At 70.7% G+C, this 12,075-nt stretch carries 13 protein-coding genes; 4 read left to right on the forward strand and 9 right to left on the reverse strand.

Annotation, left to right across the window (positions count from 1 at the left end; all coding sequences use genetic code 11):
* Positions 1 to 30 precede the first annotated feature (30 nt).
* The 3 genes from ACH01S_RS33050 to ACH01S_RS33060 all read right to left on the reverse strand — a co-directional run bounded on the left by ACH01S_RS33050 (position 31) and on the right by ACH01S_RS33060 (position 2,989).
* Positions 31 to 1,827 carry a fatty acyl-AMP ligase gene (locus ACH01S_RS33050; RefSeq protein ID WP_067900966.1) on the reverse strand — a complete coding sequence of 599 codons (1,797 nt, stop codon included), beginning with the start codon at positions 1,825 to 1,827 and terminating at the stop codon, positions 31 to 33.
* Positions 1,828 to 2,101: 274 nt separating this feature from the next.
* Entirely contained in the window at positions 2,102 to 2,344 is a 243-nt protein-coding gene (locus tag ACH01S_RS33055; protein WP_067900970.1) for a TFIIB-type zinc ribbon-containing protein, read from the reverse strand.
* Between the two features lie 156 nt (positions 2,345 to 2,500).
* The gene (locus tag ACH01S_RS33060) at positions 2,501 to 2,989 is read right to left on the reverse strand and encodes a hypothetical protein (RefSeq protein ID WP_067900973.1); all 489 of its coding nucleotides are present in this window, start codon (positions 2,987 to 2,989) and stop codon (positions 2,501 to 2,503) included.
* A gap of 352 nt (positions 2,990 to 3,341) precedes the next feature.
* On the opposite strand from ACH01S_RS33060, the gene ACH01S_RS43990 reads away from it, so the two are divergent.
* The 3 genes from ACH01S_RS43990 (at position 3,342) to ACH01S_RS33080 (ending at position 5,071) form a co-directional block, all read left to right on the forward strand.
* Positions 3,342 to 3,719, forward strand: coding sequence for a hypothetical protein (locus tag ACH01S_RS43990; protein WP_148344149.1), 378 nt, complete (start codon positions 3,342 to 3,344; stop codon positions 3,717 to 3,719).
* 30 nt (positions 3,720 to 3,749) lie between these two features.
* The gene (locus ACH01S_RS43995) at positions 3,750 to 3,959 is read left to right on the forward strand and encodes a hypothetical protein (RefSeq protein WP_067900988.1); all 210 of its coding nucleotides are present in this window, start codon (positions 3,750 to 3,752) and stop codon (positions 3,957 to 3,959) included.
* A 365-nt stretch (positions 3,960 to 4,324) separates the two neighbouring features.
* Complete coding sequence (locus ACH01S_RS33080; RefSeq protein ID WP_067900993.1) at positions 4,325 to 5,071, forward strand: IclR family transcriptional regulator; 747 nt, start codon at positions 4,325 to 4,327, stop codon at positions 5,069 to 5,071.
* 79 nt (positions 5,072 to 5,150) lie between these two features.
* Here ACH01S_RS33080 and ACH01S_RS33085 read toward each other — a convergent pair whose 3' ends face one another.
* Positions 5,151 to 5,513 carry a YkvA family protein gene (locus ACH01S_RS33085; RefSeq protein WP_067901042.1) on the reverse strand — a complete coding sequence of 121 codons (363 nt, stop codon included), beginning with the start codon at positions 5,511 to 5,513 and terminating at the stop codon, positions 5,151 to 5,153.
* Positions 5,514 to 5,870: 357 nt separating this feature from the next.
* On the opposite strand from ACH01S_RS33085, the gene ACH01S_RS33090 reads away from it, so the two are divergent.
* Positions 5,871 to 6,887, forward strand: coding sequence for an alpha/beta hydrolase fold domain-containing protein (locus ACH01S_RS33090; RefSeq protein ID WP_174564932.1), 1,017 nt, complete (start codon positions 5,871 to 5,873; stop codon positions 6,885 to 6,887).
* A gap of 58 nt (positions 6,888 to 6,945) precedes the next feature.
* Here ACH01S_RS33090 and ACH01S_RS33095 read toward each other — a convergent pair whose 3' ends face one another.
* From ACH01S_RS33095 to ACH01S_RS33115, 5 genes are all read right to left on the reverse strand, one after another.
* Positions 6,946 to 7,572: a septal ring lytic transglycosylase RlpA family protein gene (locus ACH01S_RS33095; protein ID WP_083981418.1), complete on the reverse strand. Its 627-nt coding sequence runs from the start codon at positions 7,570 to 7,572 to the stop codon at positions 6,946 to 6,948.
* 488 nt (positions 7,573 to 8,060) lie between these two features.
* On the reverse strand, positions 8,061 to 9,104 hold the full coding sequence (locus ACH01S_RS33100; protein ID WP_067900997.1) for a hypothetical protein: 1,044 nt from the start codon (positions 9,102 to 9,104) through the stop codon (positions 8,061 to 8,063).
* A gap of 289 nt (positions 9,105 to 9,393) precedes the next feature.
* On the reverse strand, positions 9,394 to 10,500 hold the full coding sequence (locus ACH01S_RS33105) for a ferritin-like domain-containing protein (protein WP_067901000.1): 1,107 nt from the start codon (positions 10,498 to 10,500) through the stop codon (positions 9,394 to 9,396).
* 166 nt (positions 10,501 to 10,666) lie between these two features.
* On the reverse strand, positions 10,667 to 11,275 hold the full coding sequence (locus tag ACH01S_RS33110) for an LURP-one-related family protein (RefSeq protein WP_246236486.1): 609 nt from the start codon (positions 11,273 to 11,275) through the stop codon (positions 10,667 to 10,669).
* A gap of 48 nt (positions 11,276 to 11,323) precedes the next feature.
* On the reverse strand, positions 11,324 to 11,947 hold the full coding sequence (locus ACH01S_RS33115; RefSeq protein ID WP_067901004.1) for a TetR/AcrR family transcriptional regulator: 624 nt from the start codon (positions 11,945 to 11,947) through the stop codon (positions 11,324 to 11,326).
* Positions 11,948 to 12,075: the final 128 nt, after the last annotated feature.

Here is a 12,075-nt window from a genome sequence, read left to right on the forward strand (position 1 = left end):
GCCCGTACAGTGTCCGCCCGTCGGGCGCCGCTAGCGGCGGGACGCGAGACGGGCCTCGGTCGTCGCCAGGCGGCCGTCAAGGTAGCGCCGCCTGGTGGCGGCGCGTGCGATCTTTCCGCTGGACGTCCGCGACACGCCACCCGGTTCGATCAACACGAACTCGTGCACGCTCATCTCGTGCTCGACGTTGACCGCGCCCCGCACCGACGTCTCCACCTCGTGCAGGTCGACCCGTCCGAGGGGGACGCGACGGTTCCGCTCTGCGACGACCACCAGTCGCTCTGTCTCGTCCCCAGGGAGCGCGAACGCGGCGACGTGATCGGGCCGGATCGCTGGGTGGGCCTCCTGCACGGTGACTTCGATGTCCTGCGGATAGTGGTTGCGACCGTCCACGATGATGAGGTCCTTGATGCGGCCGGTCACGTACAACTCGCCGTCGAAGACGACCCCGTAGTCGCCGGTCTTCATCCAAGGCCCGGACGGCAGTTTCCCGGGCTCGGACAGTTCGCCGCCGAACGTGTCCTGGCTGCGTTCGGAGTTGCGCCAGTAGCCGCGCGCCGTGTTCGGGCCGTGGACCCAGATCTCGCCTACGCCGCCGTCCGGTCGCTCGGTGCGCGTCTCCGGATCGACTATCGCGACGATCTGCCCGGACGGCCGTCCGCACGACACCAGCGTCGTGGCCCGCTCCGCGTTCTCGTCGCAGAGGTGGAGTTCGCCTTGGGTGAGGGCGTCCCGGTCCACCGAAATGGCCTTCGGAGGGACGTCCTCCGCAGCGGCGGTGACGAAAACGGTCGCCTCCGCCAGCCCGTACCCAGGCGCCTGTGCGCCCGGACGCAGCCCGGCCGACGCGAACGCGTCCGCGAACATCGAGAGCGTGGACGTGCGGATCGGTTCGGCGCCGTTCAGGCACGTCGTCAACCCGGACAGGTCGAGCCCAGCGATCCGTTCCGGTTTGGCCTGCGACGCGACGTACTCGTAGGCGAAGTTCGGCCCCGCCGTGTAGACGTTCTTGCCCGGACGTCCGGCGATGAGCTCCAGCCACCGCATCGGATTCATGATGAACGAGACGGGATCGGTGAAGATGGCGTGGTCACCGTGCACCAGCGGCAACGCCATCGTCGCTATCAGCCCCATGTCGTGGAACAGGGGCAGCCAGCTCACCAACTCGGGGTCCGGCTTCTCCGGAGCCCAGCCCGACCAGAGCTGCATGGCGTTCGCCGTCACGTTCCCGTGGGTGATCTCCACCCCGGCGGGACGGCGCGTAGAGCCCGACGTGTACTGCAAGTAGGCCAGGTCGTCGAACGCGACGGGTTCGCTCTCCCACCGTCCGGCCAGGGTGGGGTCGACCTCGTCCGCGAACAGGATCTCCTTGGGCTGCGGGACGTCGTGGTCGGCCAGGAACTTCTCGACGTGCGGCAGCGCGTTCCGCGTCGTGACGATGACGGCGGGCTCCGCGTCGGTGTAGGCCCCGATGAGCCGGTCGGCATGGCCTGGCAGGTCGGGCGAGAACAGCGGCACCGCGACGACGTGCGCGTGCATGGCGCCGAGCATCGCCATCATGTATTCGAGGGACTGGGGAAGGAGCAGCGCGGCCCGTTCGCCCGGTCCGGTGACCTGACGCAGGGCGACGGCCATCGCCCGCGCACGCCGGTCCGTCTCGGCCCAGGACGACGTGATGTGGACCCCGGACGGGTCCACCGAGTAGTCGACGAAGGTGTAGGCCGGATCGTCCGGCCTCTCCCGCGACCACCGCGCGACCCGTTCGACGAGCGGGGTGCGGCCGGACGCGCCGGGACGGAGTTCGGGGAGCAGCGAGCCCAGTGCCATTGATCATTCTCCCGAGGGGACGGGCCGGCCGGGGTGCGGGCGCGCGCCGGACGGCGCGCGCGGCGCGTCCGCCGGACGCCCCGGACCAGGACCGGCGACGCCCGGCGACCGGCGACGCCCGTCAAGCTACCGGATGGTAGTCAGGACGCGGTATTAGCCGCCGGTCACATTCGGCAATGCCCGGTTTGTCACCCCCGTGACAAGAGAATTGCCTTTTCACACCCGGTTCACGGTGGGGCGCACCGGCCGTCACCGACCGTGCCCGGAACCGTCCTCAGAGGGAGAAGATCTGCTGCATGATCCCCCTGCGGTGCCGTCCCTGGTAGGTCGTCTCGGGGTTGGCGTCGTCCGGGAGCTCGGCGAGGTAGCGGCTTTCCGCGTCGATCAACTGCTCCAGCTCGCCACGGTCGAGAAAGACGCCCTTGCATCCCGGGCATTCCTCGATCACGACCCCGTGCCGTTCGTGGGTGTCGAGCTTGGATTCGCACTTCGGACACCGCAGCGTCGTGTTTGACATACCGGATCCCCTGTCCGTCACGGCAGCGTTTACCGTCAGCCGGTCAGCTTACTGACAGGAGGGCCGATTCGGGGACAATCGTCATCTGATTTCGGCTGCCCCGAACCCGCGCGCCGCCGTTCGGATCGTCGTCCGATCATGTCTCCGGCGCGGCCGTCACCCCGCCGCGGGGCCGTCCCCGCCGCCGGTGCGCGGCGCGGCGCCCAGGCGTTCGAGCGCGACCCTGCGCCGCCAAAGGGCCACACATGCCGCACCCCACAGCAACGCGACCTCGGCCACGAGCGCTATGCCGATGACGACGGCCCAGTCGGTCTCGTCGTCCTCGTTCGCGCCCACCGGGGACATCAGCGTCATCCGGCTCTCCCCGACCTCCTCCGCCTGCCGCGGCCCGGTCCCGTTCAGCGGAGGCAGGACGACCCCGCTCGGCGAAGGCGGCAGTGACGGCACGGCGGGGATCGCGGGCGCGGACGGGATGGAAGGCGCCTGCGGGATCGAGGTCGGAAGGCCCGGCCCGGCCGCTCCGTAGGGCCACGGGGTGTTGACGCAGCCGTTCCGCTTGCACACCTTCACGGTGGGCGTCTCGGAGTCCTTGTCGCCGTGGTGCGCGCGGGTCTTCCTGGGCGACGGCTCAGCGCCTTCGACCACGGGAGGGTCGGCCTGCGATTCCTCGCCCCACCCCGGATCGCCACCGGGCCGCCCATGCGAACCACTGTGAGCGCGCGGCTTCGCCTTACCCACATGGCATGACGTCTTGGCCACCCCACTCTTGCACGACTTACCGGAGGAGGACGGCTTACCTGACGACGACGGCTCGCCCGAGGACGACGGCTTACCTGACGACGACGGCTGACCTGACGACGGCTGACCTGAGGACGACGGCTCGCCCGAGGACGACGGCTGGCCCGACGACGTCGGCTGGTCTGAGGGCGTCGGCTGGTTCGAGGACGTCGGTGGTTTGTGCGATGGCGGCTTGTGTGCCGGTGAGGGCCTGTCCGGCGTGTTCGTCGAACTGCGCGGATCTGGCTTGGCGCTGCTCGACGTGCCCGTGGAACACGGCTTCTTGCACGGTTTGACGTGCGAGTGGGAACCGCGCGGCTTCGGCTTGCCGCCGCTCGGCGTTCCCGCCGTGCAGGACTCCCCGCAGGACGCGGTCGAGCGCGGCCCGGATGCGCTCGCGGACGCGGGCCCCTTCGAGGTCGGCCCAATGCCGCCGGACGTACCCGGCTGGCAAGGAGAGTCGTCGACCGGGCTGTTCCGGCAGGGCTCGCGCTTCGCGCTCGGACGGACGCTCACCGAACCGGACCCATTGCCGGGGAAACCGACCACCGCGCGGATCGTCCGGCGCGGCGTGTTGGCGGCGGTCGCCACCGCGTAGACGTTGAGCGGCCGCGCGGAGGGCCCCGTGATGGCGGAGGCAGGAACCCGGACGGTCCCCGCCCGCGTGACCTCCGTCCTGCCGAGAGCCCCGAGCTCGCATCTCACCTGCTGCCCGTACTGGGCGCACCCGACCGAGTGCGTCGTCCACTCCATCGGGCGGTCGGCCATGAGCTGCAACACCACGCCGCGCGCGGTCCCGCCGTCGGCGCGCAGCCGGACCGTGTACGTCAGCGGATAGCTGGACCCGGACCCGCTGCCGCCGGTGGTCGTGATGTCCATGACCAGCCGGACGGCCTGCGGACGGTCCGTCGCGGCTCCGGCGGCGACGGGACCGGCGAGCGTGAGCGACGGCACCGTGATGGCGCCACCGGCCGCGATCGCACACCAGCGTGTTCTTCGGCGCGACGTTCGCACCCGTTCCCCCTAGCGTCTTCGCTCTGTCGTTGTGGCTGCCGGGGGGACGGCGGCGGTGCGCCGTACACCGACAGTTATAGCCCGGTTACGGCCGCGAGTAACGTCCATCACCCCGCGGGGCCGATTTCTTTCGCACAGCGAAATCGATCCTCCGTAGAATCGGGTGGGTCGCGAGGAGAGGAGACGCGGGTGGCGGAGGCCGTGCGGTCGCTGGAGCGGGCGTTCGAGCTGCTGGAGCATCTGGCGGACGCGGGCGGCGAGATGGCCCTGTCGGAGCTGACGGAGGTCTCCGGCCTGCCGATGCCGACGATCTACCGGCTGATGCGGACGCTGGTCAACCAGGGTTACGTGCGCCAGGAGCCGTCCAAGCGGTACGCCCTCGGGCCGCGGCTCGTCCGGCTCGGCGAGGGCGCCGGGCGGCTGCTCGGGACGTGGGCGCGCCCGGTGCTGGCCCGGCTCGTGGACGAGGTCGGCGAGACGGCGAACATGGCCGTCCTGGAAGGCGACCGTGCCGTGTACGTGGCGCAGGTGCCGTCCAAGCACTCCATGCGGATGTTCACCGAAGTGGGACGGCGCGTCCAGCCCCACTGCACGGGTGTCGGCAAGGCGCTGCTGTCGCAACTGCCAGACCAGAAGGTGCGCGAGATCCTCGACCGGACGGGCATGGACGCGCACACCCCGAAGACCTTCACCGACCCGGACGCGCTGCTGAAGGAACTGGAGCTCATCCGAGAGCAGGGCTTCGCGCTCGACGACGAGGAACAGGAAATCGGTGTCCGCTGCGTGGCCGTACCTCTGCGGGGTGCACCGGCGCTCACCGCGATATCAGTGTCGGGACCGTCCGGACGGATGACGCGGGAGGCCGTCCCCAGCGTCGTGCCCATCATGCGGGACGCCGCCGCCCGCTTCGCCAAGGAACTGAGCCCGCACACCTGAGGCACACCGCTCAGACACAGAAAGGCGAGACCAGTACGGCTACTGGTCTCGCCTTCGACGTGGATTCGACGGGGATGGGTCAGTCGATCGGTTCGCCTACGACGACCTTGGGACGTCCGCCGCGCTCCCAGGTGACGAAGTCACCAGCCGACTTCACCAGGATGGCGAGCATCCAGAGCGCGAGCCCCGTGTCGTCGGCGATGCCCGCGACCGGGATCACGTCGGGAATGGCGTCGATCGGGGAGATGATGTAGACGAGCCCCAGGGCAAGCAGTCCGAGCGTCCCGTAGGACATGCCCTTGTACCGTCCGCGCAGGACCGACTTCACCATCCGGGGTACGGCCCGCACCCGCTCCCAGAGGCCCGGAGCGTCGGGCTGGAGGGTCTCGGCGTAGATCTGCCAGGCCTGCCCGGCAGCCGCCGCGCTTCGCTTCCTGTTCACGAGCACTCCTCAACGGAACGTTCATGAGGGCGCGCCCCCGCGGCGCCCACGACTTCTTACGACGCGGCAAGTGCCGGATTTGTTCCGTCCGACCCGGCATGCGGTTGATGTCACAGGTCACCGCTCGACCGGGCACCGGAAAGATCGCGGACACGCCCGGACGACACCCACCCGAGCGTGCGTTCCGCGTCATCTCAGGTGAGTTCTTCATCACTCTTCTGGGCGACGTGCGGCGATTCACGGCGTGTTGCCTGGCATTCACTGCCAGCATGGGGCAACGCGGGGCCGCGGGGGAGCGCCGCCTCTCCCGGCACGACCGGCATCGCCCGTCGAGCATCGCAGGAGCTGAAGTACCGAATGAGCGGCGACGATCATACGCACCGTCCCGTCCACGGCACCGCCGCGGGCGGCGCCTACGTCGCGCTGCCGCCGACCGCCGTCGACGCCGCCCCGTCCGGCCCGGTCCGGCTGCTGGTGGCCTGGCCCGGATTCGACCCGCCCCGCACGGCGAGCGCGCTGGCGGCGGCGATGCCGATGACCGGCGTGCCGGTGTGGCGCGTCTATCTCGACCTGCCCGGACACGCCGCCGAGCACGCGCCCGGCGGGCTCGGCTCCGGCGCGATCCTGGAGACCGCGGCCATCGAGGCGTACTGCGCGGCGGTCGAGGGCGCCGCGGAGCGCCTGCCGGAGGCCCTCGCGGAGATCCGCCGCCACCTCGGGATCCCGGACGGCCCCGTCGCGCTGGCGGGCTTCAGCGCGGGCGGCGCCGCCGCGCTGCTGGCCGCGGCCCGCGGCGCGGTCCCGGTGGCCTCGCTCGCGCTCGTGGCGCCCGTCGTCGCGCCCGCGCGGGCCGCGCGGGCGGTGGAGAAGCGGTCCGGCCGCGACCGGTCCTGGACGGAGCAGGCCGCCGCCCTCGCCGACCGCCTCGACCTCGGCACCGTCGCCGCCGACCTCGCCGGCCGGGACGTCGCGACCCTCCTCATCGGCGGCGCCAAGGACAGGGTCGTCCCCGCGCGGGAGATCACGTCCCTGCGCGACGTGCTGCGCCGCCACGACACCGGGCCGGTCGAGGCCGCCACGTTCCGCATGGGGCACGCGCTGGCGGCCGAGCCCGGCACGGAGGCCCGCCCGCCGATCACCGAGGCGGTGCGGGTGGACGGCGTCCTCACCGACTGGTTCCGCGACCGCCTAGCGCTGCCCGAGCCGGGCGCGGAGGCGGGTACGGGCGCGGAGGCAGGCGCGGTGGCGCGTCCGGTGCAGGACGGGCACGGCGCCTGGTCCAGCGGCGACCCGGCCGAGACGTCGACCGACGGGATCCCGGCGGTCGGATCGGATCCCACGGCCGCGATCAGCGGCGCCGCGCACCCGCACTGACCCCGCCCGCCCGGCGGGCATGCTCGAACGCCCGCCGGACGGGGAGGTGAGATATTCGTCAGTCGCGCGACAGGACCTGGTACCGGACGGGAATCACACCCGATCCGGTGCCGCCGACCTTCTGCATCGCGGCCTTGGACAGGTCGAGGCAGCGCCCGCCCGCGTACGGCCCGCGATCGTTGATACGGACGATGACCGACCGCCCGTTGTTCTTGTTGGTCACGCGCACTTTGGTGCCCATCGGCAGCGTCTTGTGCGCGGCGGTCAGCTCGCTGGGGTCGAATGACTCGCCGCTGGCGGTCATCTGCCCCTCCCAGTAATAGGACGCCTGGCACGAGCCTGACTGGACGACCTTGTACTGCTGCTTCTTCTTGGGTGCGGCCAATTCGGCGGCCGTGCTGTCGGGTTCGGTCTTGGCGGACTTCGTCTTCTTCTTCGGAGCCGGCGGCGACGGCGACGGTTCCGGAGAACGCGTCCCGCCCCGGCTCGCCCGGGACGGCTCGTCCCGCGGCAGGTCTCCCAGCGATGTCGGCGGCGCGGCCTGGGCGGCGGCGGCCGAGTTGGCCGGACGGTCGGTCTTGACCAGGGCGAACGCGCTCACCGCGAGGACGGCGGCGGCGGCGCCGGAGACGATCAGTACGGTGCGCAGGCGCGCGCGAAGAAGACGTCGGACAGGGCTACCCACAGAGGAGTCCTTTGTTAGGGGACAGGACCCCGGACGCCCGGCGTGTTCGCGGCGTGTTCAGGCGACCTTTCCCGTCCCCGAATCCCCCGCCGCCCGCGGGTTCGTCGACCCGCCTCCGCGCCGATCATCAAGGCGCATCCGCTTCATCGCGGTTCAGGCGTCCGGCAGGTGCGGCGGAAGGCATCTTCTGTTAGGCATCTTCACTTCGGTCACTGACGACGCCGCACAAGTCCTTGACCGTACGATGCGTCCCGCGTGAATCAAGCCGCAGGGCCCTGGTTTGTGGGGTTTGTCACCTCACCTTTTGCCCTCCGAAGCTGATCCACTCCGCACAGTGACCATTTTAGTAGATCAACTTTACTGGCCGTATAGGCGCGATCACAGGCAAATAACAAGCACCTTCGGGTAAGCGAAACGGGGCGTTCCCGGCGACCGTTGCGGCCGGGAACGCCCCGTTTCGAGTGATCGGGTCGATCGGGTCGGTTCGGTCAGCGAACTCCGGGAAGGCCGCGCACCTTGACCCCGGAGGCGTTCGGCAGGGACAGCGGGGCGCTCTTCGGCCGCCCGGCGTGGCCGCGCCGCTTCAGCACCCCGCCGAGGTCGGGGGCGCCGGCCGCGGACTGGGCGGCGCCGCCGACACCGTTGACCAGGCCGTTCACCTGGCCGAGGACGTCACCGCTGCGCGGCTTGGGCCGGGGCTTCGGCCGCGCCACCCGGGCCTCGGGCCGCGACTGCGCCGACCCGAGCAGCAGGCCGCCGGGGTTCGCGCCGCCGAGCGCGGACGTGACGTTCGGCACGGGGAGGCTGAGCGGCGCCTCGGCGCGGCGCTGGTGCGGCAGGGCGGTCACGCCCGGCAGCCCGCCGAGGCGGCTGCGGTTCAGCGCGCCGCCGACCTTGCCCGCGTCCTTGAGCACGGTCTCCGGGACGCGGGTGACGGGGTCGGTGGCCGGGCCCGGCTTCGGCGGCGTCGCCACGCGGTGGCCCGCGGCGACGCAGTGCCCCTGCGGCAGCTTCTTCAACGGCCCCTTGGCGGCCGACGGCAGCGAGGTGCGCGGCAGCTTCGCCCCGGTGTGCTTCTTGACGGCCTTACGCGGACTCAGCACGCACGGCCGCCCGCCCAGCCCCCGAAGGCCAGGCACAGCCCCCACCCCGGGCTTGCCGGACACGGAACCCAGCCCCGGCGCACCGGACGTGGAGCGCAGGTCCGGCTTGCTGGGGGTGGAGCGAAGGCCCGGCCTGCCGGGCGTGGAGGCCAGGGCCGGGGTGTTGGAGGCGGTGCGGATGGCGCGGTCGACCGTGCCGGTGACCTGCCGGGCGGTGCGTCCGGCGGGGCCGGCGACCTGGGCGGGGAGTGGGGCGGTGGCGGGCGCGGCGGCCGCCGCCGCGTCGTGGAGCAGCGTGGTGGTCGGTCCGGCCGGCGCGGGCGGCGCGGCCTGCGCGACGGCGCCGACCGGGGCGGCGGCGACCGCGGCGACCGCGACGGCGGGTGCGAGGACGGAGACGCTGAGCAGGCTTCTGGCGGGTCGCTTCATTCGTTTTCCCCCGGGGTTCGGATTGGTGCTGCACGTGCGGTGCGCGCCTGCGCGGCTCGCATTTCCGGCGCACCGTCGACCGGGGACGCTAGTACAGACCGAAGGCCCGCACCGTCGATTGAAGAAGCGATTGGCAAACGGCAGATAGATCTACTTCAAGACGTCTCACGCGCCCCATGCACGACAAACGAGAAATGGCGTTGATTGCCCCGGGACACGAAACGGGGCACCCCGGAAGGGCGCCCCGGTTTCGGACGTCGGCCCGCTCCGCCGGGCCGGGCGGGACCGGCTATTCGGCCGTCCCGAGGGCGATGGCCTGGTCGACCTCGTCCTTGCGCGCGGCGAGTTCGGCCGTGTAGCGCTCCTCGTCGACCTTTTCGGCGATCTCCTCGTCCTGCTTCATGAGCGCTTCGAGATCGGCCTTGGCGTTGTCGAGGACGCCCATGTCCGCGTACGCGGCCTGCACCTTCTCGCCCCAGAGGCCCACGTCCCGGACGCACGGGACGATCCGGCTGAACAGCAGCGACTGGTACAGCGAATACATGTCCGAGTTGTCGACGAATTCCATGCACTTCTCGACCGGCAGGTCGAGCTGCTCGAAGACCTCGCGCCCCTTGAAACGGTCGCGCATCAGGTAGCAGCCCTCGACGACGAACTCCTCGCGCTCGGCGCGCTCCTTGTCGGTCAGTTCGGCGTAGTAGTCCTTGAGCGCCAGCCGTCCGAACGCGACGTGCCGCGCCTCGTCCTGCATGACGTACGCGAGCAACTGCTTGACCAGCGGGTTCGTCGACATGTCGCGGTACAGGCCGAACGCGGCGAGGGCGAGGCCCTCGATCAGCACCTGCATGCCGAGGTAGGGCAGGTCCCAGCGGCTGTCCTCAAGCGACTCGGCGAGGAGCTTCGCGAGGTCCTGGTTGATGGGGTAGTACATGCCGATCTTCTCGTGCACGAACTTCGTGTAGAGCTCGACGTGCCGCGCCTCGTCCATCGTCTGCGTGGCGGCGTAGAACTTGGAGTCCAGGTCCGGGACGGACTGGACGATGCGCGCCGACACGTTCAGCGCGCCCTGCTCGCCGTGCAGGAACTGGCTGAACAGCCACGAGCCCTGGTGGCGTCCGAACTCGTCGCGCTCCCGCTGCGACATCTTCGCCCAGATGTCGGAGCCGAAGAGGGGGTTGAAGTTCTCCGGCAGGCCCGCGACGTTGACCGGATCGACCTCAAGGCTCCAGTCGATGCGCTTCTGCGCGTCCCACTGCTTGTCCTTGCCCTTCTGGTACAGGCTCAGCAGCCGGTCGCGTCCGTCGTCGTACTCCCAGGTGAAGCGGGTGTCGCCCGCCACGGGGACGTTCCACGTGTCCGTCGGGACAGGCGTGGAGTAGAGGTCGAAGGAACTCAACGGATGACCCTCCTCCGGGCGTGCCGCCGCACGAACGCGACGCGGACGTGCACCGCCCAACGGCTTTACATACCTTCGTAACATGTAAACCCGCACGAGGCCAGGCCCATACCCGCAAGCGCATGGAAGCGCCCCGAATCCCCCGGGCCCCAGGGACCCTCCAGGGTCAGCGGGACTGGAGGGCGTCCAGGGCGACGGCCTGCGCGATGACGAGGCGCCGGTCCAGGCGGGGGTCCTTGATCTCGACGACGTACCGGTCGCGGAAGCCGAACCTCTTGTCGACGGAGAAGACGACCTGGTCGCCCGCGTAGAAGTCGAAGTGGTACGGCCAGGCGAACGGGAGGGAGTCGACGTAGGGGATGAACTGCCAGACGCGGCGCAGCATCGCGACGGCCTTGTTGCGCTCGCTGCCGGTCGTCACGCCGAGGCCGGGCTGCTCCAGGTGCCAGGTGGAGGCGATCAGTGACTTCTTGAAGTCCTTGCGGAAGACGCCGATCGGCCGCCCCTCCGCGTCGGTGACGTCGTAGGCGGACGCGAGGTCGATGCGCTTGCGCGCCTTGAACCCGAGGATCGGACGGGTCTTGGCGTCGTCCGCGTACAGGGTCACCTGCTCCTTGAAGGCGAGGCGCTTCTGCTGGGCGAACGCGATCAGTTCGCCCTCGCCGCCGCCGGGGGTCTCGGCGTGCACCTCGTACTGGTTCACCATCAGGCGCAACCGCTGGCGGATCAGCAGCCTGTCCTGCGCCTGGAGCCGTGCGTCGTCCAGCGAACTCACCCGTTCTGTAGCGTTTCGCGGAGTCTGCCACAGAAAAAGGGCGGTGGGTCAGGACTCCTCGATATGCGCGGCGAGGTAGCCGTGGATCAGCCGTTCCGCCTCGGAGACGATCACCGGATCGCCGTCCGGGTCGCGGCGGAAGGCCATCTTGAGCACGGCGTCGCCCGCCTCCACCGCGATGGCGAGCGCGGTGGCGAGGCCCGGGGTGTCCTGGACGTCGAACGTCTCGACGATCATCCGGCGGAGCCGTCCGGCCACGACCGCGTTGTTGTCGGCGTCGGAGTCGAGCAGGTGGACGTCGGCGACGTCGCCGAACCGCAGCACGCGGAAGCCGGGCACCGTGCGGTGCATCGCGACGAAGATCTCGATGATCGCGCCGACCGTGTCGGACCAGTCGTCGAAGTCGCCGTCGGCCAGCCGGGCCGAGATCCGCTCGCCGAACTCCTCCAGGTTGCGCAGCGCGAGGGCCTGCGCGACGGCGCGCTTGTCGGGGAAGAACTGGTACACCGAGCCGATGGCCACGTCGGCGCGCTGGGCGATGCGCGTGGTGGTGAGGCCGTCGTAGCCGTCCTCGTCGAGGATGTCGGCGCAGGCGTCGAGCATCCGCTGGACGCGTTCGGCGCTGCGGCGCTGGGCGGGACGGCGGCGGAGCGGGGTCCGGATCTCGGTCACCGGACCATTGTCACCCGAACGCGACGCCGCCGGGCATGGACGGCGTCACCGCCGCCACCCCGAGGCCACGGGAGTCTTCCGTGCGCACCACCCGAACACCTAATATCCGAAAGTAATTCGCATTTCCG

The sequence above is a fragment of the Actinomadura chibensis NBRC 106107 genome (assembly GCF_001552135.1).
GTDB lineage: Bacteria > Actinomycetota > Actinomycetes > Streptosporangiales > Streptosporangiaceae > Spirillospora > Spirillospora chibensis.